Source organism: Streptomyces sp. NPDC102451 (assembly GCF_044765485.1).
In the GTDB taxonomy this organism is placed as follows: domain Bacteria; phylum Actinomycetota; class Actinomycetes; order Streptomycetales; family Streptomycetaceae; genus Streptomyces.
This window is the reverse complement of record NZ_JBIWKD010000011.1, coordinates 185,728-211,316: the sequence shown is the minus strand read 5'-3', so window position 1 is coordinate 211,316 and position 25,589 is coordinate 185,728. Positions and strand designations below refer to the sequence as shown.

Here is a 25,589-nt window from a genome sequence, read left to right as displayed (position 1 = left end):
CCCGGTCGTCCCTCAGGCCAGAGTGATGGAGCCGTCCTCCACCCGGATCTGCTTCTCCGGCAGCGGCCTGGTCGCCGGGCCGCCCGTCACCTCGCCGGTCGCCGCGTCGAACGTGCTGTTGTGGCACGGGCAGGTGATGACGCCGTCGGCGATCCCCTTCACCGCGCAGCCCTGATGGGTGCACTCCGACGAGAACGCCTTGAACTCACCGGCCTGCGGCTGGGTCACCACCACCCCCTGATCGGCGAACACCACGCCGCCGCCCTCCGGGATGTCGACCGTGGCGGCCAGGGGCGCGCCACCGTTCGCACCGCCCCCCTCCCCGGCCGGTTCGACGGTGTCCGAACCGCCGGAGTCCTTCGATCCGCCCCCGCACGCGGTGAGGGCGACGACCAGCCCCGTCGCGCCGGCCGCGACGACGGCGCGACGCCCCAAGTGGACCTGGCTCTCGTGCGATGCGCTCATGCCCGCTGTCCCTTCATCGGAGTACGAGACGCCGGGTGAGGCCGACGTCAGGTGGGGATACGGATCAGCGCCGTCGGGCGTTCAGGAGCGGGACGGGTCCTGAAGTCCGGCCTCCGGGGCTTCGCCTCAGCCGTACAGGCGCACCGGCAGCTCTCGCACGCTGTTGCCCACGAAGGACGCGTGACGCGGCAGTTCCGCTTCCGGCGCGGCGAGATCGAGACCGGGGAAGCGTGCGAAGAGCTGCGCGAGCGCGACCGTGCTCTCCATCCGGGCCAGCGGGGCGCCCATGCAGTAGTGCGCGCCGTGGCCGAGGGAGAGGTGGCGGGTCCCGCTGTCACGGGTGATGTCGAAGCGGTCGGCGTCCGGGCCGTGGGCACCCTTGTCGCGGCCCGCCGCCGAGTAGCCGGCGAGCACCGGCGTCCCCTCGGGGATCACGGTGCCGTCGAGCGTCAGATCGCGGGTGGGATAGCGGAACGGGAAGTAGCTGACGGGGCTGTCCCAGCGCAGGGTCTCCTCCACGACGTCCGCCCAGCTCGCCTCGCCGGACCGGACCAGGTCGAGCTGGTCGCGGTGGGTGCACAGGGCGCGGACGGCGTTCGTGATCAGATTCAGCGTCGTCTCGTGGCCCGCGATGATCGTGAGCATCAGGGTGCCGATCAGCTCGTGCGGGCCGAGCCGGTCACCGTCCTCCTCCCGGGCCGCGATCAGGGCGCTGGTGAGGTCGTCCCCCGGAGCCTCCGTCCGGGCGGCCGCGACGGCGCCGAGCACCTCCACCATCTCGCGGTTGGCCGCCATGGACTCGGCGGGAGTGATGTCGGTGGCCACGATGCGGTTGGACAGATGGTGCAGCCGGTCGTGGTGTTCGGCGTCCACGCCCAGGAGTTCACAGATGACACCCATGGGCAACGGCAACGCGAAGTGCGTACGCAGGTCGGTGACACCGTCCCCGGCAGTGGCGGCACGGTCGAGCCCGTCCAGGAGCGACTCCGTCAACGCCTCGACACGGGGCCGCAGTTCTTCTACGCGGCGCGCGGTGAACGCCTTGCTCACCAGGGACCGCAGCCGCCGGTGGTCCGCGCCGTCGGCGGTGGTCATCCCCTGCACCGTCGCGAACGTCCTCAGCGGCCAGCCGTCGGCGATCTCGCCCGCCCGGAGCGCCGCGAAGTGCTGTGCGTCCTTGGCGACATCGGGGTGCGCCAGGAACTCCTTCAGGGCGTCGTGCCCCAGTACCGCCATGCCCTCCACCTCTCCGGGCAGGATCACCGCGGTGACGGCACCCTGGGCCAGTAGACGGGCGTTGGACGCGTGCGGGCAGCCGCCGGACGGGTCCATGCGGTGCGGGCCGCCGGGTGCGGAGTCGACCGGTGACGTGTCCAACAGGGCTCCAGACCGAAGGGCGAACGGGTGACGGAACACACCGCGGCTCCGCGGCGTCACGAGATCCGGACCCATCGAGAACGCATCCAACTGGCCTGCGGAGCAGCGGACATGGGAAGCCTAGGCCAATGGGCCCGGGACGGGGAGAGGGGCCGTGCCGGGCGTGCGGAACGACGGAGGACGCGTACGGGCGAGTGGGCCCCGTACGCGTCCCTGGCCGTCAGGTGGTTACGGGACGAGCTTGAGGAGCTTGTTGGGGGAGCCGGTGCCGACGCCCGTGAGGACGTTGGAGGTCGCGCCGTTCACGAGTGCCGAAGCCACGGCCGCCGGGGACGCGCCGGGGTGGTTCGTCAGGTAGACCGCGGCGGCGCCGGAGACGTGCGGAGCCGCGAAGGAGGTGCCGTTACCGGTGTAGGTGGCGCTGTCCGAGGTGTTCCAGCCCGCCGTGATGGCGGAACCCGGAGCGAAGATGTCCACCCTGGGGCCGTAGTTGGAGTAGCTGGCCCGGGCGTCCGTACTGGTGGTGGCGCCGACCGTGATGGCCGTGGCCACGCGGGCGGGCGAGTAGGAGGACGCGAGTGCTCCCGAATTGCCGGCCGCGATGGAGTAGGTCACCCCGGATGCGATCGACCGGCTCACCGCGTTGTCCAGCGTGGTGCTGGCTCCGCCACCGAGCGACACGTTGGCGACGGAGGAGGCGACATGGTTGGCCGTGATCCAGTCGACCCCGGCGATGACGCCTGCCGTGGTGCCGGAACCGTCGTTGCCGAGCACGCGCACGGCGACGATCTTCGCCTTCTTCGCCACGCCGTACGTGGTTCCGGCGACGGTGGTGGCGACGTGCGTACCGTGGCCGGCACCGTCCTGAGCCGTGGCGTCGTTGTCGACGAAGTCGTAGCCGTACGAGGCCCGGCCGCTGATCTCCTGGTGGGTGATGCGTACGCCCGTGTCGAGGACGTACACCGTCGTGCCGCTGCCACCCGAGTCCGGATAGGTGTACGTGCCGCTCAGCGGCAGGTTCGCCTGGTCGATCCGGTCGAGGCCCCAGGGCGCGTTGGTCTGGGTGGCGGTCGAGTGGACCTTCTGGTCCTGCTCGACCGAGGCGACCGCCGGGTCGGCGGCGAGCCTCTTGGCCTCGGTGCTGCTGAGCGTGGCCGCGTAGCCGTTCAGCGCCGCCGTGTACGTACGGCTGATCCGGCCGCCGTGGTCGGCTATCAGCTGCTTGCCGTCGGCCGCGGACGCCTTGAACCCCGCGGTCGGCTTCAGCGTGACGATGTAACTGCCGGGCACCGCCTCGGCCGATCCCGCGTGCAGGACTCTGCCTTCCGGCTGGGCCGCCTGGGCGGGTAAGGCCGCACCCGCGCCGATGGCCAGCGCCACAGTCGTCGCGGTCGCGATCGCTGCGGCGATCCGCCGCTTGGTGTTACGCACTGCTGTCATGCGGAGTTCTCCTCGAACGGCGGCGCGCCAGGTCCCGGCACGCCGGTGGATGTGGCGTACGGGGTTCGTGCGCCGCATTCGACGATGGCGCGGTGCGCTCCGGCGGAGCAAGGATCACCGGGATGATGTCATGACCGCGCCACGCAGTTCACCGTGCGTCAACATGCCGCCACAGAAGGCAATGTGGAATTCGCACAACGGGCTCGACCTCGCAGCCCCGTCAACGGCCGCGGTCACCTCCCGGGGCGTGCGCGCACAGGAGGGCCGCCCGGGCCGCCCTCCTGATCCGGCCAGAGATGAGCGGGTGACGGCTGGATACCTATCTGATGAGCCACAGAACGGAGTTGATGCGATCCGCGTGTTTCCTGGACCCGCCGGCACGGGGATACAGTCCGGCCAGTGGCGGATCGGGGACCAGGGGAGGGGCCGACATGCTGGAGATCGTGGCGCTCAGCGCACTGACCGCATTCCTCACGGCGGTGGGCAACGGCGCGGCCGGTGAGATGGGAAAGCAGCTGCTGCTGTCGACCGGCGCGCTGGCGAGAAGGACCACCGGACGGGAGACGCCGCTGCCGGCCGGCCGTGAGGGGTGGGAAGCGCTTGCCGGACATGTGCACGCCCGCCTGGGTGATGACCGGCGGCAGGCGGGCGAATGGTCGATGCTCGTCCGGAGCCTTCCGGTGAGCGCGGAGGGCGTTCCTTCCGGGAGCGGACTTCCCCCCGCCTCGCGCCACTTCACCGACCGTAAGGACGTCGTCAGGCGGTTGAGGCGGGAGGCGACCCGTCCTGCCGCAGGGCGGCCGTGCGTCGCGCTGCTGTACGGCCCCCCGGGGATCGGCACCACGGCGGTGGCGCTGCATCTGGGTGCCGCCTGCCACGAAAGGTTCCCCGACGGGCAGTTCTACGTCGACCTCCGCGACGATTCCGGGGAACTCGGGCCGGCTCCTGCGGCCGTGTTGCTGCGCCTGCTCCTGCGGATGGGAGTCGAGCCCGACCGGATTCCGCCCACCGAGGCTGGCCGCGAAGAGCTCTACCGGCGGCTCATCCTCGGCCGCCGGGCCCTGGTGGTGATCGACCACGCCTCGTCGGTGGCCCAGGTCCGCGGTCTCGTCCCCTCCACCCCGGACGTCTTCCTGCTCGTGGTCGTGTCCGGCGCCCCCTTCCTGCTGGAAGCGGAACCCGTCGAGGTGCCGCCGCTGCCCAGGCGTGACTCGCTGGAGATGATGCGGAAGGTCGCAGGCCGGGACACGATCACCCGGGCGAAGACGCAGATCCCGCACGTGCTGGCCCACTGCGCGGGCAACGCCTTCGCGCTGAAGGCCTCGGCGATGCGCCTGCTGGCCGGCGACGAGGAGCCGCACCTCCCGGCCCCGGGAGCGGAGTTGTCAGGGCAGCACCCGGTGCGCGCCACCGCCCGGACCGCTTGTGGGCGGGTCCGTCCGGAGACGGCTCGGCTCTGCAGGCTGACGGCGCTCGGCAGCTGGCCGTCCGTATCCGCCCACCTCGCCGCGGCCGCCGCGGATGTCCCCGAGGCGGAGGCCGCCCGCATGCTCGCCGAAGCGGCGGACGCCCAGCTGCTGGAACCCCTTCCCGACGACCGCTACCGGTTCCGGCCCGAGGTACGCCGCTATCTGGCGGACACGGCCGGACCGGAGCACGGGATCCCCGAGTGTTCCGCAGCGGTCGACCGGACGCTCGACGGCCTGCTGAACCGGGCGTTGCACGCGGCACACGCCGCTCTTCCGCAGAGCTGGCGGACCGAGCCGGCGCCCGCGCCGGGGGAGGCGTACCGCGAGGAGGCGGAGGGCGTGGCCGTACTGGCGGCCGAGGCGGGGAACCTGGTCCGCGCCGTGTTCGTCGCCCTGGAGTACCAGCACATCGACACCGCGCTGCGCCTGGGGCGCGCACTCTGGCCCCTTCAGCTCAAGGCCGGCCACTGGGACGAGGTGCTGCCCGCACTCCGGGTCGCGGCCCGCTGCGCCGACGAACATCAGCCGAACTCACGCATCGCCGGAGCGCTGCACTTCCAGCTCGGCCACTGCCTGGGCGAGCTCGGCCGGTGGGAGGAGGCGGAGCGTGCGGCCGGCGCCGCCGCGGCAGCCGAGCGCGAGGCGGGCCACCTACGGGGCGAGGCGTCCTCCGTGGAGCTGCGGGGGCTGCTGAGTCTCCACCGCTGGCTGTACGAAACGGCGTACGAGCGGTTCGTCGAAGCGGAAGGCATCTACCGTCGGATCGCTCCGGGCCAGGAGGGCGCGGAGGACCTGCCGCGCGCCCATGCCCTGTCCCGGCGCCACCAGGGACGGGCGCTGCGCGGAATGGGGCGGCTCGACGAGTCACGCCGTCTGCTGGAGGGCGTGACGGACTTCTTCGCGGAGCGGGGAGAGGCGTACAACCAGGCCCGTGCTCTGACGGACCTGGCCGAGACGCTTCACGACGCGGGCGCGAACACCGAGGCGCTGACGCGGATCGCGGAGGCCGAGCGCCTGCTCACCCCGGCCGCGACGCCGCATCTCGGGTACCTCGCCGCCCTACGGCTGCGCTGCGAGATCCCCGGGTAGCGCCGGGGACACCGTCACCGGATGCACGCCGCCGCCCGTGCGCATCCGCAGCACGGCCCCCTCCGCGGGAACTCTGCCGCCGGCACCCAGCCACGCTGCCAGGGAGGAGGCGTAAGCCGCCGGGTCGGCGTCCGCTCCCGGGCCTGCCGCCAGCAGGAACAAGCCGTGCTCCCGCGTACGGACGGTGCACGCGTTCGCCCCGGTGACGTACGCGGCGGCCGAACAGTGGGGGTGCCGGTGCAGCACCTCGGCGGTCCACAGCTCCGGACCGCCCAGACGGGGATCGTCCGCGAGGCCCTCCCGCACGATCACGTCGGCCGACTCCAGGCTGCCGGGGTCCAAGGTGTCCTCGTGCACGGCGAGGTGCGTGCATCCGGCGGCGTCGTACGGGTGCGCCGTGGAGCGCTCGATCGCGACCTCCGCCCCTTGGACGCGCGTCCGCACGTGCAGCGGGGCCGTGCGCCGCGGTGGATCGTACGCTGGCAGGGGGAGCGGCTCCAGCAGTGCGGGGGCGTCAGGCTCCGGGAGATCCATCAGCGCGTAGAAGTTCCGCCGCAGCAGGGCCGCCGAAGCGCCGGGAGCCGAGGTGGTGAACTCGGTCGGCCCGGCGAGCGGGCGGTGCTCGGCCAGCATCCGCTCCAACTGCTCCCGCAACGGGCCGTGAGGATCGAGCCGGGGCGCCTCCCGCACGAACGAGGCGAGCGGCGCCTCGGGATCCAGCCTGTCCTGTGCGGCGGACGCCAGCATCACGGGGGTGCCCAGAGCCGCGGCGTAGTACGAGACCGCGCCGAAGTCCCCCAGAACGACGTCCGCGGCCAGGACGGCCTGCCGCCAGGAGCGCACCGGATCGATCAGGACCAGCCCGCTGCGGCGCGCCCGGTCCAGCCATGCACGGATCTGGCCCGGGCCGTGCCCGTACCAGATGTTCGGATGCAGGACGGCTGCCAACCGGTAGTCGTCGGCCGCCAACTCCGCGGGAAGACGGGGGAGCAGACTCGGCAGGATGTCCTCCCGGCCACCGCCGTTGCCGAAGAAACCCTCGGGGTTCCAGGTGGAGTTCAGTACGAGGAGCCGCTGCCCACGGCGCACTCCCAGGGCACGACGGAACCGTTCACGGTACGGACGGGCGGCCAGCATGCGGTCAAAGCAGGGATCCCCGGCGAGTACCGCCGCATCCTCGGCCTCGGGACACGCACGGCGCAACCGCTCGAGCTGCTCCGGGTGGGACAGGACGAGCGAGTCCACGAAGGTCTCGCCCTCGGACAGCAGCCACTCCGGCGAGAGGCCGAAGGTCGGCTCCCGGCTCCCGGCTCCCGGCTCCCGGCTCCCGGCTCCCGGCTCCCGGCTCCCGGCTCCCGGCTCCCGGCTCCCGGCTCCCGGCTTGGCCAGCGTCTTAGTGTATCCAACCCCGTGGGATAGGACAACCAATTTGCCCTGAATACTGCTGAGTTGTCCTCCGAAGCTGGCGGACACGGCAAGGTCGACCGGTATCGACCGCGCCTGCCTCCACGGGAGTACGGGCAGCTCGAGCTCGGCGAACAGCTCGTCCAGCCCCGCCCGGAAGGCGGACGACCCGGTGGAGGTCACCAGCAACTGCACGCGGAAGTCGTCGTGGAACAGCGGCAGTACGTCCAGAAGGCGACCCGCCGAGGTGACGTTGTGCGCCACCAGCAGCACCTTGCGACCGGTCGACCGGCTTGCCCACAGGTGGGAGCCCTCCCCGACCGGCACCCGCACCGCCAGGGGATCGGCTGCCCCCACGTGTCACCTCCTGCTGAGCGCCCGGCGTCCTCGCTGTCGCGGGTCACCCTAGCCGTGCGGTCGCGGACGCCTGCCGGAGGCTCGGTTCGCCCCGCCGGGACCTGGGCCGCCACGAACGCGGTCACGTGGCCATGTCCTCCCGTCCGTGGCCCGTGCCGAACGGGGGGTGTGGTGGTTCCGCCGGCCCGGTGGCTGTCCTCAGGAACACCGGGCCGGCGGAAGTCCTCAGGCGGGCGGCCCGGCCGGCTCCGGGACGTGCAGCGGCGCCGCGGTGGCCGAGGCAACCTGTTCCGGCGTGACTCCGGGAGCCGTTTCGACCAGGACCGGTCCCCGTGCGGTGATGTCGATGACGGCGAGGTCGGTGATGATGCGGTGGACACACCTCCGGCCGGTCAGCGGCAGGACGCATTCCTCGACGATCTTCGGGCTGCCGTCCTTGGCGGTGTGCTCCATCAACACGATGACCCGGCGCGCGCCGTGGACGAGGTCCATCGCCCCGCCCATTCCCTTGACCATCTTGCCGGGGATCATCCAGTTGGCGAGGTCGCCGTTCGCCGAGACCTGCATGGCACCGAGGACGGCGGTGTCGATGTGGCCGCCGCGGATCATGCCGAACGACAGGGCGGAGTCGAAGAAGGCCGCGCCGGGCAGGACGGTGACGGTCTCCTTGCCGGCGTTGATCAGGTCCGGGTCGACGGCGTCGTCGGCCGGGTAGGGGCCGGTGCCCAGGATGCCGTTCTCCGACTGGAGCACCACGTGCACGCCCTCGGGTACGAAGCCGGGTACGAGGGTGGGAAGTCCGATGCCGAGGTTGACGTACTCGCCGTCGTTCAGCTCGGCGGCGGCCCGGGCAGCCATCTGGTTCCTGCTCCAGGCCATCAGCCGGTCACCGTCCTCTTCTCGATCTGCTTGTCGTTCGCCTGCTGCGGGGTCAGGGCTACGACGCGTTGGACGAACACCCCGGGCAGGTGGATGTCGTCCGGGCCCAGGGCGCCCGGCTCGACCAGTTCCTCGACCTCGGCGATGGTCACGCGGCCGGCCATGGCGGCCAGCGGATTGAAGTTGCGGGCGGACCTGTCGAAGACGAGGTTGCCGTGCCGGTCCCCGCGCGCCGCCCGTACCAGGGCGTAGTCGCAGGTGATGGCCTCCTCCAGAACGAAGTCACGGTCGTCGAAGGCGCGGGTCTCCTTGGCCGGCGAGGCAAGGGCGATGCTGCCGTCGGCGTGGTGACGCAAGGGAATCCCGCCGTCGGCGAGCGGTGTTCCGACACCCGCGGGGGTGTAGAAGGCGGGTATGCCGTGCCCTCCGGCCCGAAGGCGCTCGGCCAGGGTGCCCTGCGGCACCAGCTCGACCTCCAGCTCTCCGCTCAGGTACTGGCGGGCGAACTCCTTGTTCTCGCCGACGTACGATCCGGTCACCCGGGCGATGCGGCCCGCGCCCAGCAGGACGCCCAGGCCGTGCTCGTCGGTGCCGCAGTTGTTCGACACCACCCGCAGGTCCTTGGCGCCCTGCACGTGGAGCGCGGAGATCAGTGTGGCGGGGATGCCGCACAGGCCGAATCCGCCCACGGCCAGCGAGGCGCCGTCCCTGATGTCGGCCACGGCCTGCCCGGCTGAGGCTGCTGTCTTGTCCATGAGGTCCTTGAGGTCTTTCGGGTGGGTGTCGGATACGCCGTCCGGCGTCCGGGCCGCGCGGCAGCGGCGGCGCTGCCCGGACGCCTGGCGGTGCCAGGGGCCGGCACGTGGTGGCCCCTGACACGAGCGAGGGGACGGGTCGTGCGGTGACCCGTCCCACCGCGGTTCGCGGGCGGCCCGCGTCTACTCCACGGCGATCAGGGGCTGGGGAGCGGGACTGACCGCGCCGGAGGACGCGGGGTGGCGCAGTTGCTCGCTCAGCTGCCCGATCAGCTCGCGCAGCTCCGCTCCGGAGGAGGCGGCTCCGAAGAGGTAGAAGTCCGGGCGGACGATCGCGGCGACGTGGCCGTGCTCGCGCATGTGGGGCAGGAATCCGCCCTCCGTGTCGAGGTATCCGTCGGAGGGTGCGTGCTCGCCGTACAGGGCCACGACGGTGGCCTTGATGCCGGTGAGGAAGTCCCGTTCGGCGTCGTTGAGTGCGTCCACCGGCCGGTGGCCGTCGGTCAGGATGGTGAAGCCGCCACCGGTGAGGGTGTCCAGCAAGGCCGTTCGCCCGTGATGGGTGACCGGGTACTGGGGGGTGAGGTGGCCGACGTCCGCAGCGCGTTCTCCGTCCGCCGTCCGTCGCAGGACGCCGTCACCCAGGACCGGCGGCGGGGTTGCGGGCAGCGCGTGACGCGGGTCGGCGCCGGTGGCGATCATGCGGGCATCGCGCTCGGCGGCCTCGTCCGGGTCCAGTACGCAGATGACCTGGCCCAGGGCCATGGACATGCCTATGGCGTGCTGGACGTGGTCGCTGCGTTCGCTGGTGTAGGTGTCGAGCAGGTCGGCCCCGGCCCGGCCGTCGAGGACGAGGTCGAGCTTCCACGCGAGGTTCATCGCGTCCCGCATGCCTGAGCACATGCCCTGCCCCGCGAAGGGAGGCATCTGATGGGCGGCGTCCCCGGCCAGCAGCAGCCGTCCTTCACGCCAGCGGTCGACCCACCGTGCCTGGAAGGTGTAGACGGTGTGGCGTTCGATTGTCGTGTTCTCTTCGGTGCGCCCCCACGGCTCCAGCAGTTTCCAGGCCGTGTCGGGGGAGTTGAGTTCCTCCACGCTCTCGTGCGGCAGACGCAGGAACTCCCAGCGGCGCCGTCCGGGCCCGCCGGAGACGATGGTGGTGGGCCGGACGGGGTCGCACAGCTGCCAGTTCATCGGCGACCAGGTCGTCTGCTCGTGGGGCTGGGTGTCGACGATGAGCCAGTCGTAGAAGAAGCCAAGGTCGGTGACGGTGGTGGACATACGGGAGCGGACGAAGCTGTTCGCGCCGTCGGCGCCGATCACGTACCGGGCCCGTACCTCCCCGGGCCCGCACGGCCCGGCCGTCGTCAGGTGGACGTAGTCCTCCGCCTCCCGCAGACCGGTGACCTCGCAGCCACGGACGACGGTGACCGAGGGAAGCTCCTCGGCGGTCCTGGCCAGGACGGCTTCGAGCTCGGGCTGGGAGAAGAAGCTGGCGGTGGGCCAGCCGGAGGGGCCGGTTCCGGACCAGTCGATGCGCACCAGGGACTCGCCCTCGTGGTTGCGCCACTCGTAATGGTCGGGGACCGGGTCGGTGATGGCGCGGACTTCCTCGCCCACGCCGGCGGCCTGGAAGATCCGGCCGATCTCGTCGTCGAAGTGCACGGCCCGGGGGAGGTCATAGGGCTTGGGCCAGCGTTCGAGTGCGATGACGTCATGACCGGCACGGCCGAGCAGCAGGGCGAGCATCTGGCCGACGGGGCCGAAGCCCACGATCGCGACATCGTGCACGGGGGCCGGGGATTCGTGGTTCATGGTGCTACCTCGACTCACTGTGGGTGCCGGTCATCAGCGCGGCGAGATCTTCCGGGGCCAGGAAGGACGGCGGGGGAGGAGGCCCCCAGTTGAACAGTCCCTTGGCACCCTCCAGGACCTCGGGCGTCCACAACTGGTCGTCGACGACGCAGTCCATGTCGGAGTAGTACTCGCTGAAGTTGCCCGCAGGGTCCTTGAGGTACCAGAAGAAGTTGGAACCGGCGTGGTGGCGGCCCAGACCCCAGACATGGCGCTCGGGGTGGTCCTCCAGCATGGCGGTGGCACCGCGGCCGACCTCGTCGATGTCGTCGACCTGCCAGGAGGAGTGGTGCAGGAAGGTGACCGGAGCGGCCAGCACCAGGATGTTGTGGTGGTCGGTGGAGCAGCGCAGGAACGCCCCGTGGTCCTTGATGTAGTCGGACGCCTTGAAGCCGAGGCCGTCACGGAAGAACGCGGTCGTGGCGTCGAAGTCGGTCGTGCCGACGACGGCGTGGCCGAGCTTGCGCGGCCGGACCCGGTCGGTGCGCAGGATCCCCGGGGCGCGCCGGCCGGTCCGCTGGGCGCGGCCGGGCCCGTTGTAGACGGTGGCCGTGACCGGTTCCTGGACGAGTCGGGGAGTGACTTCGAGGACGGCCCGTACACCGGTGGGCCTGTCGTAGGCGGTCAGTGTGGTGCCCGAGATCTCGCCGGGCGTTCCGAGGCGGTGCAGACGGGCCGCCGCCGCGGCGAGGTCGTCAGGGGTGTCGGCGCCGATGCGGACCTCGACGAGGCGGCGGCGCGGGGCGAAGACGATGCGGAGCTGGCGTCCCGCGTCGCGGGAGGCGAACCAGCCGTCCCGGTCCGGGGTGAGGCCGAACTCGGTGTAGTACGCGGCGGTCTCGGCCACGTTGGGGACCCCCATGGTGATGGAGGTCAGACGGTGCAGTGCCATGAGAGCGACTCCCTTGTCCGTCGGGCCGGCGGGTCAGCCGACGAAGGTCTGACGCAGTCCGCCGATGCCCTCGACGGTGGAGACGAGTTCGTCCCCGGGGGCCAGGAAGCGCTGCGGGTCACGGCCCAGGCCAACGCCGGCGGGGGTACCGGTGAAGATCACGTCTCCGGGCAGCAGCGGCAGGACCGCGGACAGGCCGGCGATCAGGGCGGGTACGGAGAAGATCAGGTCGCGGGTGCGGCCCTTCTGGACCTCCTCGCCGTTGATCGCGCACCGCAGTTCGAGGTCATCGGGGTCGTCGAACTCGTCCGGGCTGACCAGCCACGGCCCGATGGGGGCGAAGCCCGGGTAGGACTTGCCGAGGCTGAACTGGGGGGCCGGCCCGGCGAGTTGCACGATGCGCTCGGAGATGTCCTGGCCGACGGCAAGTCCTGCGACATGACTCCAGGCGTCGGCCTCGGTGACCTTCTCGGCGCGGGCGCCGATGACGGCGACGAGTTCGACCTCCCAGTCGGTGTGGCCGCCCGGCGGCAGGGCCACCTCGGTGACCGGCCCGCTGATGCTGGTGACGTACTTGGTGAACACCGGAGGCAGGCCGTCAGGGGCGACGAAACCGGACTCCGCCGCGTGATCGCGGTAGTTCAGGCCGATCGCCAGCGTCTGGCGAGGCGCGGGAGCGGGGGACCCCAGGTCGGAGGCTTCGAAGGAGACACCGGCCGGCAGGTCGGCGCCGGCGGCCCAGGTCCGGAACTCGTCCCACCGCTCGTAGACGGCCTGGGGGTCGGCGGCGAAGACGCCTCCGCTGGCCCGTTCGACATCGATCGCACGGCCGTCGGCGATCAGGGCCAGGCGGCCGGAGAGGTTGGCGATACGCATGGAAGCACTCCTGACAAGGATGAAACGATCCCTGGACGGCTGCGGCGTCGGGGTGGCGGGACCGTCGAGCTGTCGGCCCGGACGAGCAGGGAAGCCCGCCAGCGACAACGAGCCCCTTGTCTCACCCGCCGGGTATTCAGCATGATGATTACCTTGATGTTGCGTCGGCGTAACCAGCGACGTCAAGAGTTCAGCGATAATCTCCATGATGAATATGGTGAATCAATGGGAGCAGCCTTGACGACCACACCCGACAGCGCGCCGGAGAACCGCCGGCGGGCCGCCGCCCACAGCGGTTCCGACCTGCGCTCCTACCCTCCGGCTGCTTCCGCTCCCGCGCCCCCACGGCCGGCCCGGAAGTCCGGTGGAGCCTCCCGGGCTTCCTCGACCGGCCGGGCCGAAGGGGCGGCCGAGCACGTGGCGGCGCTGGTCGGAGCGGCCGATCCCGGATCACGCCTGGGGACCAAGGAGGAGCTGCGCAGCCAGTGCGGGGTGTCGGTGGGGACTTTCAACGAGGCGCTGCGCCTGCTGCAGTCCCGTGGGCTGGTCACCGTCAAGCCGGGACCCGGCGGCGGCCTCTTCAGCGCCGAGCAGTCACCGATGGTCCGGCTCGGCAATTCCGTCCTGGCCCTGGACGCGCAGCAGAGTGATGTCGCCAACGCCGTGCGGATCCGTGACGCCCTCGACCCTCTGCTGATCGAGGACGCCCTGTGGCACGCCTCGCCCGCCGACATCTCCGGCCTCAAGGACCACATCGCGGCCATGGAAGCGGCCGTGGGCACCGCTGACCCCGTGGCGTTCGTCCACGCGAACTGGCGGCTGCACGCAGCTGTCGCGGCGATCAGCCCGAACGCGCTGCTCAGCTCGTTGTACTCCAACCTCCTGGACCTGATCGAGGCCCACACGTTGACGGTGCTGCCGGCCAGCGAGGAGCCGCTGGACCACTACATCGCCCACCGGCACGAGCTCCACCGCGATCTCGTCGACGCCCTGGAACGACGCGACCGCGAGGCGGCACTCCGCCTGATCCGTGAGCACAACACCAGTCTCCAGCCGGAGGAGCCCGCCGCGGAGCGCTGAGCAGGCACGTTCACCCGGCGCCGTACGTTGAGCCCGGTCCTGTTCCAGGACGGGGCCTTCTCTTCTCCCTGTTGAGGGACTGACAGCCGAATCCGTATCCCCCGCCCGTCGCTCCCCGCAGGTCGGAACCGCGCTCACCGGCGTCGCCACCGCCGGCCTGTTCGCGTCACCCCGCCAGGCGAACACGCCGGACGGAGGTACCGCGAAGGCCGTACAACGGCCGGCCGGCTGAGGCAGACGTGCCCCGGCGCGGTGGCTCGGGCACTCCTCGTCCGCGATCACCCTCGGTTACTATGCTCACTTCATGCCGGAGGCCGGAAGCAAGGGGCGCACCGCCGTCGACGGACTGCCCGGGGAGCGAGGAGGCCGGGAGGCCGGCCGGGCCCCACGTTCTCCCAGGCTCGTCGAACGGGTGATCACCACCGTTGCGTCCCTCCAGGGCTCACCGTGGATCGCAAGGTTGAAGAGATGGATGGCCTGGGACAGTGCTGACAGAAGTAACCGCGACCCGCTATGTCACGCCCCTGCGGGAGGGCGGCTCGCTGCCCGGGATCGTCGAGGCCGATGACCTGGGTACGTACGTCATGAAGTTCACCGGAGCCGGACAGGGCCGTAAGACGCTGGTCGCCGAGGTCATCTGCGGGGAGCTCGGCAGGCGGCTGGGGCTGCGGGTGCCGGAGCTGGTGACCATTCAGCTCGACCCCGTCATCGGCCTCGCCGAGCCGGACCAGGAGGTGCAGGAGCTCCTCAAGTCCAGCGCCGGGCTCAACCTCGGGATGGACTTTCTGCCCGGGTCGCTCGGGTTCGACCCGCTGGCCTACGAGGTCGGGGCGGCGGAGGCAGGCAGGGTCGTCTGGTTCGACGCGCTGATCAACAACGTGGACCGGTCGTGGCGGAATCCCAACATGCTCGTCTGGCACGGTGAACCGTGGCTGATCGACCACGGGGCCACCATGATCTGGCACCACAACTGGCCGGGCGCACAGGCCTCCGCGGCGAAGCCGTACAACGCCTCCGATCATGTCCTGGCGCCGTTCGGCCCGGACATCGCCGCCGCGGCCGCCGAGCTCGCCCCGCTCGTCACGGAAGAACTCCTGACCGAGGTGACCGCCGAGGTGCCGGACGAGTGGCTGGCCGGCGAACCGGGCTTCGGGACCACCGACCAGCTGCGCCGGGCGTACGTGGAACCGCTGCTCGCGCGTGCCGGGAGCATCCATGAGCGCATCCTCATGGAGGCGCCCACGAAGACCCGGCCCTCCCAGGCCCCCGGCTGGCTCACCGAGCACCTGACCCCCTGGCCGCACCCCACCAAGAAGGACCGGGACGCTCAGGCGGGTGCCGGACGGAACAGCAAGGACGGCAGCCGATGAGCGAGCGCGATGTCTTCGAGTACGCGGTTCTGCGCGTCGTCCCACGCGTGGAGCGCGGTGAGTGCTTCAACGCGGGCGTGCTGGTCTACTGCCGGGCCAAGTCCTTCGTCGCGGCCCGGACACACCTGGACGAGCACAAGCTCAAGGCGCTGGACCCGCGTGCCGACGTACTCGGTGTACGGGCCGCTCTGCGGGCGGTCGAAGGGGTCTGCGGCGGTGGTGAGGCGGCGGGTCAGGCGGCCGGTGACGACGCGGGGCGGCGCTTTCGCTGGCTGATCGCACCACGCTCCACCGTCGTCCAGCCCGGCGTCGTGCACAGCGGTCTGACCACGGACCCGGCCGCCGAGGTCGAGCGGCTGCTCGACCTGCTGGTGCGCTGATTCCGGGGACGGTGCCGGCGCCCGGAACGTACCGGGCGCGGGCACCGTCCGGTGTGACATGCGCCCGTGCCCCCGTGTGCCGTTGACACCGGGTGCCAGGGCTTCTAGCGTCTCGTCTGCTGAAGGTACTAAGCGGTTGCTCAGTTATCGGGAACTTCCTGACGTCCGCTGAGCCGCGATCCAAGGGCGAGGAGAACCAAGCATGTCCACCACCGAGCAGCGCGTCGCCATCGTGACGGGAGCGGCACGGGGCATCGGCGCCGCCACCGCCGTACGCCTGGCGGCCGAGGGCCGCGCCGTCGCCGTACTCGACCTCGACGAGGCGGCGTGCAAGGACACGGTCGAGAAGATCACCGCCGCCGGGGGCAAGGCCCTCGCCGTCGGCTGCGATGTGTCGGACAGCGCGCAGGTGGAAGCCGCCGTCGCGCGCGTGGCCGCCGAGCTGGGAGCCCCGACGATCCTCGTCAACAACGCGGGTGTGCTCCGCGACAACCTGCTCTTCAAGATGAGCGAGTCCGACTGGGACCTCGTGATGAACGTCCACCTCAAGGGTGCGTTCCTGATGGCCAAGGCCGTCCAGTCGCACATGGTGGAGGCCAAGTTCGGCCGTATCGTCTCGCTCTCGTCCTCCTCGGCGCTGGGCAACCGCGGCCAGGCCAACTACTCCGCCGTCAAGGCCGGCCTCCAGGGCTTCACCAAGACGCTCGCCAAGGAGCTCGGCAAGTTCGGTGTGACCGCCAACGCCGTCGCCCCGGGCTTCATCGTCACCGAGATGACCGCCCAGACGGCCGCGCGGGTCGGCATGGGCTTCGAGGAGTTCCAGGCCGCCGCCGCGACGCAGATCCCGGTGCAGCGCGTGGGACACCCCGAGGACATCGCCAACGCCATCGCCTTCTTCACGGGCGAGGACGCGGGCTTCGTGTCCGGGCAGGTCATGTACGTCGCCGGCGGACCGCTCAACTGACCCCGGAAGGGCAACGAACACCATGACTGTGCAGGACACTGGCAAGGTCGCGCTCATCACGGGCGCGAGCCGGGGCATCGGGTACGGCATCGCCGAGGCGCTCGTGGCCCGCGGTGACCGGGTCGTCATCACGGGCCGCGGCGAGGACGCCCTGAAGGAGGCCGTCGAGAAGCTCGGCGCCGACCGCGCGGTCGGCATCGCGGGCAAGGCGCACGACGAGGCGCACCAGGCCGCGGCCGTCGAACGTGCCATGGAGGTGTTCGGCCGGGTCGACTACCTGGTCAACAACGCCGGTACGAACCCCGTCTTCGGGCCGATGGCCGAGCTCGATCTCAACGTCGCCCGCAAGGTCTACGAGACCAATGTGATCTCGGCGCTCGGGTTCGCCCAGCAGACCTGGAAGGCATGGCAGCGGGAGAACGGCGGGGCGATCGTCAACATCGCCTCGGTCGCGGGTGTTTCCGCGTCCCCGTTCATCGGCGCCTACGGCATGAGCAAGGCCGCCATGGTCAACTTGACCCTGCAGCTGGCGCACGAGTTCGCGCCGGTCGTGCGGGTCAACGCGATCGCCCCGGCCGTGGTGAAGACCAAGTTCGCGGAGGCCCTGTACGAGGGCCGTGAGGCCGAGGCCGCGGCCGCCTACCCGCTGGGCCGGCTCGGTGTCCCGCAGGACATCGGCGGGGCGGCGGCGTTCCTCACGTCCGACCAGTCCGACTGGATCACGGGGCAGACACTCGTGGTCGACGGCGGTATTTTCCTGAATGCGGGCGTGGCCTGAGAGAGGCCTGCGCCAGTTTGGCCCTGATTGACTCAAGTGCCCCGCCGGGCCAGCGGATTGTTCCGGTGGGGCACTGCGGTATGGTCTGCCGACCCCAAGGCTGATCGAGGAGCGTGCACGTGTTCTACCGGGCCAGTCTGCAGGCCGCTGCAGCCCTTGCTTCCCTTTCTGTGCTGGCCGGCTGCGGTCTGCTGTCCGACAGCAGTTCGGAGGCGGACCAGGAGATATCGGTCGGAACGACGAGCTCGCCCTCGACCCTTGACCCGGCGGCCGCGTGGGACGGCTCCTGGGAGCTGATGAGGAACGTCTTCCAGACCCTGGTGAGCTTCCCGACCGGCAGCACCAGCCCTGAGCCGGACGCGGCGAAGGAATGCAGGTTCACCGACGCCACGAGCATGGCCTACCGGTGCACACTGCGCTCGGGTCTGAAGTTCTCCAACGGCGAGAAGATCGACGCCGAGGCCGTGAAGTACTCCATCGACCGGATCACGAAGATCAAGGTCAAGGGCGGTCCGGCCGGCCTCCTCGGGTCTCTCGACCGGGTGGAGACCAAGGGTGACGACACGGTCATCTTCCACCTCAGCAAGGCGGACGCGACTTTCCCGTTCATCCTGGCCACTCCCGCCATGTCGATCGTCGCCCCCGGCGACTATCCGGCGGACAGCATCCGCGACGACGGCAAGGTCACCGGTTCGGGGCCGTACGTCATGGATGCGTACGAGCCGGGCAAGCAGGCCGAGCTGACCAAGAACCCCAGCTACAAGGGGTTCGCCGACCGCAAGAACGACGCGGTCACGATCCGTTACTTCGACGACTCCGCTCCCATGGTGGAGGCGCTGAAGAACAAGGAGATCGACGCCACCTACCGCGGCCTGACCGCCGAGGAGGTCATCGGGCTCGAGGACAACAAGAAGGACAACAACGGCCTCCAGATCGTCGAGTCGGTCGGCGCCGACATCCGCTTCCTCGTCTTCAACCCCAAGGACCCGGCCGCGGGCAAGCTCCCCGTCCGGCGGGCCATCGCCCAGCTGGTCAACCGCGACGCGCTCGTCGCCAAGGTCTACCGCGGCACCGCCGAACCGCTCTACTCCATGATTCCCAAGGGCATCGCCGGCCACGCCACCAGCTTCTTCGACTCCTACGGCGACCCGGACGTCGCCAAGGCCCGGCAGATACTCACCGGGGCGGGCATCACCGAGCCGGTCGAGATGACCTTCTGGTACACCACGGACCGCTACGGCTCCTCCACCGCTCCCGAGTTCGCCGAGCTGAAGCGCCAGCTCGAGGCGTCCGGCCTGTTCCGGATCACGCTGAAGAGCGCGCCGTGGAAGACCTTCCAGGAGGGCTTCACCAAGGGCGAATACCCGGTCTTCGGACGTGGCTGGTTCCCCGACTTCCCGGACCCGGACAACTTCGTCGCCCCCTTCGTCGGCCAGGACAGTGTCACCGGCACCCCGTATCTGACCAACGAGATCACCCAGGACCTGCTGCCGACCTCCCGCAAGGAGAGCGACCGCGGTGCCGTGTCCGAGCAGTTCAAGCGGGCCCAGGAGATCCTCGTCAGGGATGTGCGGCTGCTGCCCCTGTGGCAGGGCAAGCTCTACGTCGCCGCGGGTGAGGACATCGGCGGTGGTGAGCGCGCGCTCGACCCGCAGACGGTCATGCAGATGTGGGAGCTGTACCGCAAGACCAGCTGGTAGGAGGGCAGGGGCGGGCTCGGCAGGTCCGTTGTCAGTGGTCCCCGGTAGGTTCTGTGGTCAAGAACCGATTGCTTACCGGAGGTTGTGGACGTGACCGACACCGACCTGCTGCCCGAATCCTGGCGCGGCGTCCTCGGCGAAGAGCTGCAGAAGCCCTACTTCAAGGAGCTCACGGATTTCGTCGAGGAGGAGCGGGCCAGGGGGCCGGTGTATCCGCCGCGTGAAGAGGTCTTCGCCGCGCTGGACGCCACGCCGTACGACCGGGTGAAGGTGCTCGTCCTCGGCCAGGACCCGTACCACGGCGAGGGCCAGGGGCACGGCCTGTGCTTCTCGGTCCGGCCGGGCGTGAAGACGCCCCCCTCGCTGCGCAACATCTACAAGGAGATGAACGAGGAGCTCGGCCTGCCGGTCCCGGACAACGGATATCTGATGCCGTGGGCCGAGCAGGGCGTCCTGCTGCTCAACGCGGTGCTGACGGTCCGCGGCGGCGAGGCCAACTCCCACAAGGGCAAGGGCTGGGAGAAGGTCACCGACGCGGTGATCCGAGCCGTGGCCGAGCGGCCCGACCCGGCCGTCTTCGTCCTCTGGGGCAACTACGCCCAGAAGAAGATCCCGCTGATCGACCAGGACCGTCATGTGGTGGTCAAGGGAGCGCACCCCTCGCCGCTCTCCGCCAAGAAGTGGTTCGGCTCCCGTCCCTTCACCCAGATCAATGAGGCCGTCGCCGCACAGGGCCACGAGCCCATCGACTGGCGGATCCCGGACCTGGGCCCCGTGACGACCCGGCCGACGGCCGCGGCCCGCGCCTGAGCGGGATTGCCGGTGGCTGCCGCTAGCGTCTGAGCGACCGGAACAGGCCGGGCGGTGATCAGGGAGACCTCTGTAGTGGAGCAGCGGGAAGTGCCGGGGGACGCCGTCATGACCAGGATCGGCCAGGCGATCATGCTGCTCCACGCGGGGGACAGGGAGGAGGCCCGTAACCGCTTCGGGATCATCTGGTCCGAGATCGGGGAGGGGGCCGCCCTGCACCGCTGCACCCTCGCCCACTACATGGCCGACACCCAGGACGATCCCGGGGACGAGCTGGCCTGGGACCTCCGCGCGCTGACGGCCGCGGAGGGCCTGACCGGGGCGGTGGGGACGGACCCGGGCGCCGAGCACCGGGACGCGACCGCCGTGCGGGCCCTCGTGCCCTCGCTGCATCTGAATCTGGCGGCCGACTACCTGAAGCTGCAGCACTTCGAGTCCGCCCGGATCCACCTGGACCGGGCCTGGGACGCCGTCGGGGTGCTGGAGGACGACGGATACGGCGGCGGGATCCGGGCCGCCATCGGGCGCATGGAACAGCGCATGCGGGGGAGCGCGGCGGGGGAGTGAGGCGAGCGGGCGCGCGGCGGGGCTTCGCGTCCCGGGCCGGTCACACGCCGGTCGCGCCGTCGATCCGTTCCCGTACGAGGTCGGCGTGGCCGTTGTGCCGGGCGTACTCCTCGATCATGTGCGTGTAGATCCAGCGGAGGCTGAAAGGCCTGCCCCGCTTGCCCGTGCCGACGGAGAGGTCGTCGAGCTCCACCTTCGCCGCGTTCGTCCGGGCCGCTTCGATCTCGGCCAGCCAAGTGGTCCTGGCCTCGTCCCAGGTGTCCGCCTCGGTGAGGTGGAACTCCCCGTCCGGGTCCTCGTCCGTCCCGTAGATCGGCGGCAGGTCCTCGCCGGCCAGTACCTCGCGGAACCAGCCGCGCTCGTTCTCGGCCAGGTGCCGTACGAGCCCGAGCAGGGTGAATTCCGACGGGGGCACGGACGCCTCTCGCAGCTGGGCGTCGGTGAGCCCCTCGCACTTCATGGCCAGCGTCGAGCGGTGGTAGTCCAGCCAGCCCTCCAGCATCTGTCGTTCGGCTGCGTCGAGCGCGGGCTGGGACCGTTCCTCAGTCGTCATGCGGGCATCCTCGCGCAGTGGGAATGCACGGCGCTAACGCTTAACCGGCCTCCGCGCCGAGCATCCCCCGCAGCAGCTCGGCACAGCCCCTGCGCAGCTCCTCCTCGGTCGGCACGGCCCGGTGGTAGGAGCCCACGGCGCACGCGAACATCATTCCCTCGGCCCAGGCCACGACGGAGAGTGCGTGGCGCTCGGGTTCGGCCGATCCCGCCGCGGCCATCAGGGCCACCAGCGGTTCGCGGAACCGCCGGCCCGCGTCGTCGTAGAACGCCCGGAGGTCCGGGCGCCGGGTGGCCTCCAGGGCCAGTTCGTAGCGGCACACCAGGAGATCGGTGGAGCCGGCCAGATAGCGGTGCAGGGCGCGTGCCAGGCCCGCGGCCGCCCCGGCCGGATCGCTGCTCGTGAGCAGCTCCCCCGGCGCGAGCACCCGCGCCTCCAGCTCGGCGAGCCGGCGGACGGCGGCTTCCAGCAGGGCCTGCCGGGTGCGGGCGTGGTTGGACGTCGACCCCTGGGGGAGTCCGGCCCGCTCGTCCACGGCCCGATGGGTGAGGCCCCTCATGCCGCGCTCGGCGAGCAGGGAGAGCGCGGCGTCGGCGATCAGCACGGCGCGTGACGGCGCGGAAGGCGCAGAAGGCGGGGATGGCGCGGACGGCCGGGCGGCGTCGGCGGGGGCGGACCGTGCGGGCGTGGGACGTGTGGGCATGCGGCCAATCTACCGCTGCAACTACACCTGTAGTACGGTGAAGCACACGTACTACAGGTGTAGTTCCGAGGAGGGGTCAGTCATGACGTCGTCCCGAGCGGTGGTCATCGGCAGCGGCATCGGCGGCCTCACCGCCGCAGCGGCGCTCCACCGGAGCGGCTGGCAGGTCACCGTCCTCGAGCGTGCCGCCTCGCTGGAACCCGTCGGCGCGGGCATCAGCCTCGCCCCGAACTCCCAGCGCGCCCTCGACGTCATCGGGCTCGGTGACGAGGTCAGGTCCCTCGCCGCCTGGCAGGGCGACGGTGGCATGCGCACACCGTCCGGGCGCTGGCTCGCCCGCACGGACAGTGCCGCCGCCGCCGAGCGGTTCGGCGGGCCGCTCGTCCTGTTGTACCGCTCGGTGCTCATCGACCTGCTCCGCGCCCGGCTCCCCGAGGATGCCGTGCGCACCGGCGCTGCGGCCCGGCTCGTGGATCCCGGCCGCGCGGGCGGGCGCCCGGCCCTCGTCGGGACGGACACGGGCGACATCGAGGCCGATCTGGTGATCGGTGCCGACGGCATCGGATCGGCCGTACGCACCGCACTGTTCCCGCAGCACCCCGGCCCCACCTACAGCGGCTTCACCACCTGGCGCGTCCTCGCCCCGGGCGTGGGCCACGCCTTCAGCTCGCACGAGACCTGGGGACGGGGTGCGCTCTGGGGAAGCCATCCGCTGAAGGACGGCGGGATCTACGCCTACGCCGCGGCCCTCGCCCCGGCCGGAGCCCGGGCCGCCGACGACGAGAAGGCGGAACTGGTGCGCCGGTACGGCGACTGGCATGACCCGGTCCCCGCGATCATCGACGCCGTGGCGCCGGACCAGGTCCTGCGCCACGACGTGTACCAGCTGGCCGATCCGCTGCCGGCCTTCCACCGGGGCCGCACCGTGCTCGTCGGTGACTCCGCGCACGCCATGGTGCCCTTCCTCGGCCAGGGCGGGAACCAGGCCATCGAGGACGCCGTCGTGCTCGCCCACCACGTCACGCCGGACGGCGACCTGGGAGCGGGCGTGGCCGCCTACAGCGCGGCCAGGCATCCCCGTACGACCGCCATGGTCCGCAAGGCGGCTCAGGTCTCCCGGATGACCGGGCTGTCCAGCGCTCCGGCCGTCGCCCTCCGGAACGGGCTGATGTCCGCGGTGTCCCGCCTCGGCCCCGGGCTCGTCCTGCGTACGTTCGACGGCATCTGCGACTGGCAGCCGCCGCAGCGCACGTATGCTGCCGGGACCAGGGGAGGACAGAGGACGCAACCGTGACCCGCCCCTGGTCAAAGCGACAGGGAGAACCTCGTGAAGGTCGGCTGCATCGGGCTCGGCGACATCGCGCAGAAGGCGTATCTGCCGGTACTGACGACCCTGCCCGGCGTCGAACTGCATCTGCAGACCCGGACCCCGGCCACCCTGGCGGCCGTCGCCGGGACCCACCACATCCCCGCCCGGCAGTGCCACGAGGATCTCGACGGGCTGCTCGCCCAGGGACTGGACGCCGGCTTCGTGCACGCGCCGACCGCGGCGCACGCGGAGATCGTGGGGCGGCTGCTCGAAGCGGGCGTCCCCACGTACGTCGACAAGCCCCTCTCGTACGAACTCGCCGAGTCCGAGCGGCTGGTGGACCTCGCCGAGGAGCGCGGGGTGGCCCTCGCGGTCGGGTTCAACCGCAGGCTCGCCCCCTCGTACGCGCAGTGCGCCGAGCACCCGCGCGAGCTGATCCTCCTGCAGAAGAACCGGGTGGGACTGCCCGAGGACCCGCGCAGCATGGTGCTGGACGACTTCATCCACGTCGTCGACACCCTGCGCTTCCTGGCCCCCGGCCCCGTGTCCAACGTCGTCGTGCGGGCGCGGATCGTGGACGGGCTCATGCACCACGTGGTGCTCCAGCTGTCCGGCGACGGGTTCACCGCCATCGGCATGATGAACCGGCTCAACGGATCGACGGAGGAGATCCTCGAGGTGTCGGGGCAGGACACCAAGCGCCAGGTCCTCAACCTCGCGGACGTCGTCGACCACAAGGGCCAGCCGACGCTGCGGCGGCGCGGCGACTGGGTGCCGGTCGCCCGCCAGCGCGGCATCGAGCAGAGCGTGCTGTCGTTCCTGGACGCGGTGCGGGCCGGAGAGGTGCTCAGCGCCCGGGACGCCCTGGAGACCCACCGGCTGTGCGAGCGGGTGGTCCGGGACGCTTCGGAGCAGGCGTCCTGAGGGACCGCAGCCCCGCCGCTCCGAAGAGGACGGCCAGCACCGCCAGCGCGCCGTACACGGGCCAGGCGCCCAGCCGGACGTAGAGGGTGGTGCCCCGGGCGAGCGGTACGTCGTACACGGCGGCCTCGCTCGCGTCCGTGCCGAGCTGCGCTCCCACCCGCTCGCCCCGCGGGCCGTACACCGCGCTCACACCCGTGAGCGTCGCGTGCACCATCGGGCGGCCCGTCTCGGCCGCCCGCAGCGCCGCGAGCGAGGCGTGCTGGGCGGGCGCCCAGCTGTGCTGGAACGTCGAGGTGGACGACTGGGCGACCAGGAGCTGGGCACCGTCCTTCGCCAGCTGCCGGCTCATGTCGGGGAACGCCGTCTCGAAGCAGACCAGCGGGCCCACCCGCAGCCCGTCCGCCAGCTCCATCACCACGGGGCCGCTGCCCCGCAGCCGGTCCTCGCCCGCCGCCTTGCCCACGGAGGTCGCCCAGCCGAGCAGTGCGCGGGCGGGGACGTACTCACCGAACGGCACCAGGCGCATCTTGTCGTAGCGGTCCCCGGTCGGGCCGTCCGGGCCCACCAGCACCGCCGACTTGAAGATCCCCGCACGCTCGGGGCCGTCCGTGCGCCGGGCGTCCATGTTCACCAGCACATCGGCTCCGGTCAGACGCGACAGCGCCGCGACGCGGTCGGTCATCTCCGGGCTCCGGTTCAGATTGACGCCCACACTGCTCTCGCCCCACACCACCAGGTCCACGTCCTGGCCCGCCAGGCCACGGGTCAGTTCCTCACCGCGCGCGAAGCGGCGCTCGACACTGCCGGGGCCCTCGACGACACCCGGCTGCACGACGGCGACCCGGACCGTGCCGGTCTCCTCGGGGCGTGGCGCCCAGAGCGCCGTCGCGCCCACGCCCAGCGCCCCCGCCACCAGGCACGCGGCCCCCGCCGTGCGGGCCGCGGGGACGGCGATCAGGACGGTGACTGCCGTGTTCGCGGCCACGACGCCCAGACTGACCAGCCACACACCCCCCACCGAGGCGACGCGCAGCGCCGACGGGACGTCCCACTGGCTGGCGCCCAGCAGACCCCAGGGGCCGCCGAGCCCCTCCCAGGAGCGCACCAGTTCGATCATCAGCCACCCGGATGGGACCACGGCCACGGCGGCCACCGAACGGCGGACCGATGGAGAGCCGGCGAGCAGCCGGGCCACGAGCAGGCCCCAGGGAGCCCACAGCAGTCCCAGCAGCGCGGCGAGCACCAGGATGAACACATGCAGGCTCGGCATCAGCCAGTGGTGCACGGCGAGCATGAAGCCCGTACCGCCGAGCCAGCCGTCGACCGCCGCACGGCGCCCCGTGTCCGCCGACCGGATCAGCAGCAGCCAGGGCACCAGGGCGACGTAGGCGAACCACCAGAGCGAGGGCGCGGGAAACGCCAGGGCGGGCAGGGCTCCCGCGCACAGAGCCGCGGCTCCGCGGCCCGTACGGGAGCGCACCAGCCGCTCGTACGGCCGTGCACCCTCCTCACCGGCCGGCCCGTCGGGGGATCGTCCGCGCCGCATCGGCATGCCTGCCCTCCTCGCCGGTCGTGCGCCTGATCCCAGTGTGGT

At 71.3% G+C, this 25,589-nt stretch carries 23 protein-coding genes; 11 read left to right on the top strand and 12 right to left on the bottom strand.

The annotated features are described in order from the left end of the window. Positions 1 to 12: 12 nt before the first annotated feature. The 3 genes from ACIRD8_RS24395 to ACIRD8_RS24385 form a co-directional block, all read right to left on the bottom strand. The gene (locus ACIRD8_RS24395; protein WP_403995267.1) at positions 13 to 465 is read right to left on the bottom strand and encodes a Rieske (2Fe-2S) protein; all 453 of its coding nucleotides are present in this window, start codon (positions 463 to 465) and stop codon (positions 13 to 15) included. 126 nt (positions 466 to 591) lie between these two features. Next, positions 592 to 1,797 (bottom strand): cytochrome P450, encoded by a 1,206-nt coding sequence (locus ACIRD8_RS24390; protein ID WP_403995344.1) that lies wholly within the window; start codon positions 1,795 to 1,797, stop codon positions 592 to 594. Between the two features lie 273 nt (positions 1,798 to 2,070). Then, positions 2,071 to 3,282, bottom strand: a complete 1,212-nt coding sequence (locus ACIRD8_RS24385) for a S8 family peptidase (RefSeq protein WP_403995264.1) — start codon at positions 3,280 to 3,282, stop codon at positions 2,071 to 2,073. A gap of 431 nt (positions 3,283 to 3,713) precedes the next feature. Between ACIRD8_RS24385 and ACIRD8_RS24380 the strand changes: the two genes are divergently transcribed. Beyond that, the gene (locus ACIRD8_RS24380) at positions 3,714 to 5,840 is read left to right on the top strand and encodes an ATP-binding protein (protein ID WP_403995261.1); all 2,127 of its coding nucleotides are present in this window, start codon (positions 3,714 to 3,716) and stop codon (positions 5,838 to 5,840) included. Here ACIRD8_RS24380 and ACIRD8_RS24375 read toward each other — a convergent pair. The 6 genes from ACIRD8_RS24375 to ACIRD8_RS24350 all read right to left on the bottom strand — a co-directional run bounded on the left by ACIRD8_RS24375 (position 5,811) and on the right by ACIRD8_RS24350 (position 12,857). Then, a complete protein-coding gene (locus tag ACIRD8_RS24375; RefSeq protein WP_403995258.1) occupies positions 5,811 to 7,601 on the bottom strand; it encodes a hypothetical protein in 1,791 nt (596 codons plus the stop codon). The genes ACIRD8_RS24380 and ACIRD8_RS24375 overlap by 30 nt on opposite strands. A 225-nt stretch (positions 7,602 to 7,826) precedes the next feature. After that, positions 7,827 to 8,480 (bottom strand): CoA transferase subunit B, encoded by a 654-nt coding sequence (locus tag ACIRD8_RS24370; protein WP_403995255.1) that lies wholly within the window; start codon positions 8,478 to 8,480, stop codon positions 7,827 to 7,829. Then, the gene (locus ACIRD8_RS24365; protein WP_403995252.1) at positions 8,480 to 9,235 is read right to left on the bottom strand and encodes a CoA transferase subunit A; all 756 of its coding nucleotides are present in this window, start codon (positions 9,233 to 9,235) and stop codon (positions 8,480 to 8,482) included. Before ACIRD8_RS24365 ends, ACIRD8_RS24370 begins: the two co-directional genes overlap by 1 nt. Before the next feature lie 183 nt (positions 9,236 to 9,418). Further along, positions 9,419 to 11,050 carry a bifunctional 3-(3-hydroxy-phenyl)propionate/3-hydroxycinnamic acid hydroxylase gene (locus tag ACIRD8_RS24360; protein ID WP_403995249.1) on the bottom strand — a complete coding sequence of 544 codons (1,632 nt, stop codon included), beginning with the start codon at positions 11,048 to 11,050 and terminating at the stop codon, positions 9,419 to 9,421. A 4-nt stretch (positions 11,051 to 11,054) separates the two neighbouring features. Continuing rightward, positions 11,055 to 11,981, bottom strand: a complete 927-nt coding sequence (locus ACIRD8_RS24355) for a VOC family protein (RefSeq protein ID WP_403995246.1) — start codon at positions 11,979 to 11,981, stop codon at positions 11,055 to 11,057. Between the two features lie 33 nt (positions 11,982 to 12,014). Beyond that, positions 12,015 to 12,857, bottom strand: coding sequence for a fumarylacetoacetate hydrolase family protein (locus ACIRD8_RS24350; protein ID WP_403995243.1), 843 nt, complete (start codon positions 12,855 to 12,857; stop codon positions 12,015 to 12,017). Between the two features lie 225 nt (positions 12,858 to 13,082). On the opposite strand from ACIRD8_RS24350, the gene ACIRD8_RS24345 reads away from it, so the two are divergent. The 8 genes from ACIRD8_RS24345 (at position 13,083) to ACIRD8_RS24310 (ending at position 20,506) form a co-directional block, all read left to right on the top strand. Next, a complete protein-coding gene (locus ACIRD8_RS24345) occupies positions 13,083 to 13,937 on the top strand; it encodes a FadR/GntR family transcriptional regulator (RefSeq protein ID WP_403995240.1) in 855 nt (284 codons plus the stop codon). A 485-nt stretch (positions 13,938 to 14,422) separates the two neighbouring features. Continuing rightward, positions 14,423 to 15,307: a HipA family kinase gene (locus ACIRD8_RS24340; protein ID WP_403995237.1), complete on the top strand. Its 885-nt coding sequence runs from the start codon at positions 14,423 to 14,425 to the stop codon at positions 15,305 to 15,307. Next, positions 15,304 to 15,687 carry a DUF3037 domain-containing protein gene (locus ACIRD8_RS24335; RefSeq protein ID WP_403995234.1) on the top strand — a complete coding sequence of 128 codons (384 nt, stop codon included), beginning with the start codon at positions 15,304 to 15,306 and terminating at the stop codon, positions 15,685 to 15,687. Before ACIRD8_RS24340 ends, ACIRD8_RS24335 begins: the two co-directional genes overlap by 4 nt. A 202-nt stretch (positions 15,688 to 15,889) precedes the next feature. Then, positions 15,890 to 16,651, top strand: coding sequence for a 3-oxoacyl-ACP reductase FabG (gene fabG / locus ACIRD8_RS24330; protein ID WP_033301180.1), 762 nt, complete (start codon positions 15,890 to 15,892; stop codon positions 16,649 to 16,651). 22 nt (positions 16,652 to 16,673) lie between these two features. Beyond that, a complete protein-coding gene (locus ACIRD8_RS24325) occupies positions 16,674 to 17,429 on the top strand; it encodes an SDR family oxidoreductase (RefSeq protein WP_403995231.1) in 756 nt (251 codons plus the stop codon). Between the two features lie 119 nt (positions 17,430 to 17,548). Beyond that, positions 17,549 to 19,129, top strand: a complete 1,581-nt coding sequence (locus tag ACIRD8_RS24320) for an ABC transporter substrate-binding protein (RefSeq protein WP_403995229.1) — start codon at positions 17,549 to 17,551, stop codon at positions 19,127 to 19,129. A gap of 90 nt (positions 19,130 to 19,219) precedes the next feature. After that, the gene (locus ACIRD8_RS24315; protein ID WP_403995226.1) at positions 19,220 to 19,939 is read left to right on the top strand and encodes a uracil-DNA glycosylase; all 720 of its coding nucleotides are present in this window, start codon (positions 19,220 to 19,222) and stop codon (positions 19,937 to 19,939) included. 75 nt (positions 19,940 to 20,014) lie between these two features. Beyond that, complete coding sequence (locus ACIRD8_RS24310; protein WP_403995223.1) at positions 20,015 to 20,506, top strand: hypothetical protein; 492 nt, start codon at positions 20,015 to 20,017, stop codon at positions 20,504 to 20,506. Positions 20,507 to 20,546: 40 nt separating this feature from the next. Here the strand turns inward: ACIRD8_RS24310 and ACIRD8_RS24305 are convergent, their stop codons facing one another. Then, positions 20,547 to 21,059, bottom strand: coding sequence for a DinB family protein (locus tag ACIRD8_RS24305; RefSeq protein WP_403995220.1), 513 nt, complete (start codon positions 21,057 to 21,059; stop codon positions 20,547 to 20,549). Between the two features lie 40 nt (positions 21,060 to 21,099). Next, positions 21,100 to 21,762 carry a TetR/AcrR family transcriptional regulator gene (locus ACIRD8_RS24300; RefSeq protein WP_403995217.1) on the bottom strand — a complete coding sequence of 221 codons (663 nt, stop codon included), beginning with the start codon at positions 21,760 to 21,762 and terminating at the stop codon, positions 21,100 to 21,102. An 82-nt stretch (positions 21,763 to 21,844) separates the two neighbouring features. Between ACIRD8_RS24300 and ACIRD8_RS24295 the strand changes: the two genes are divergently transcribed. Together ACIRD8_RS24295 and ACIRD8_RS24290 are read left to right on the top strand one after the other, a co-directional pair. Beyond that, positions 21,845 to 23,056, top strand: a complete 1,212-nt coding sequence (locus ACIRD8_RS24295) for an FAD-dependent monooxygenase (RefSeq protein ID WP_403995214.1) — start codon at positions 21,845 to 21,847, stop codon at positions 23,054 to 23,056. A 33-nt stretch (positions 23,057 to 23,089) separates the two neighbouring features. Next, positions 23,090 to 23,995 (top strand): Gfo/Idh/MocA family protein, encoded by a 906-nt coding sequence (locus ACIRD8_RS24290; protein ID WP_403995211.1) that lies wholly within the window; start codon positions 23,090 to 23,092, stop codon positions 23,993 to 23,995. Here ACIRD8_RS24290 and lnt read toward each other — a convergent pair. Continuing rightward, positions 23,919 to 25,547, bottom strand: a complete 1,629-nt coding sequence (gene lnt, locus ACIRD8_RS24285; protein ID WP_403995208.1) for an apolipoprotein N-acyltransferase — start codon at positions 25,545 to 25,547, stop codon at positions 23,919 to 23,921. The two genes, ACIRD8_RS24290 and lnt, sit on opposite strands and share 77 nt — an antisense overlap. Between the last annotated feature and the right edge of the window lie 42 nt (positions 25,548 to 25,589).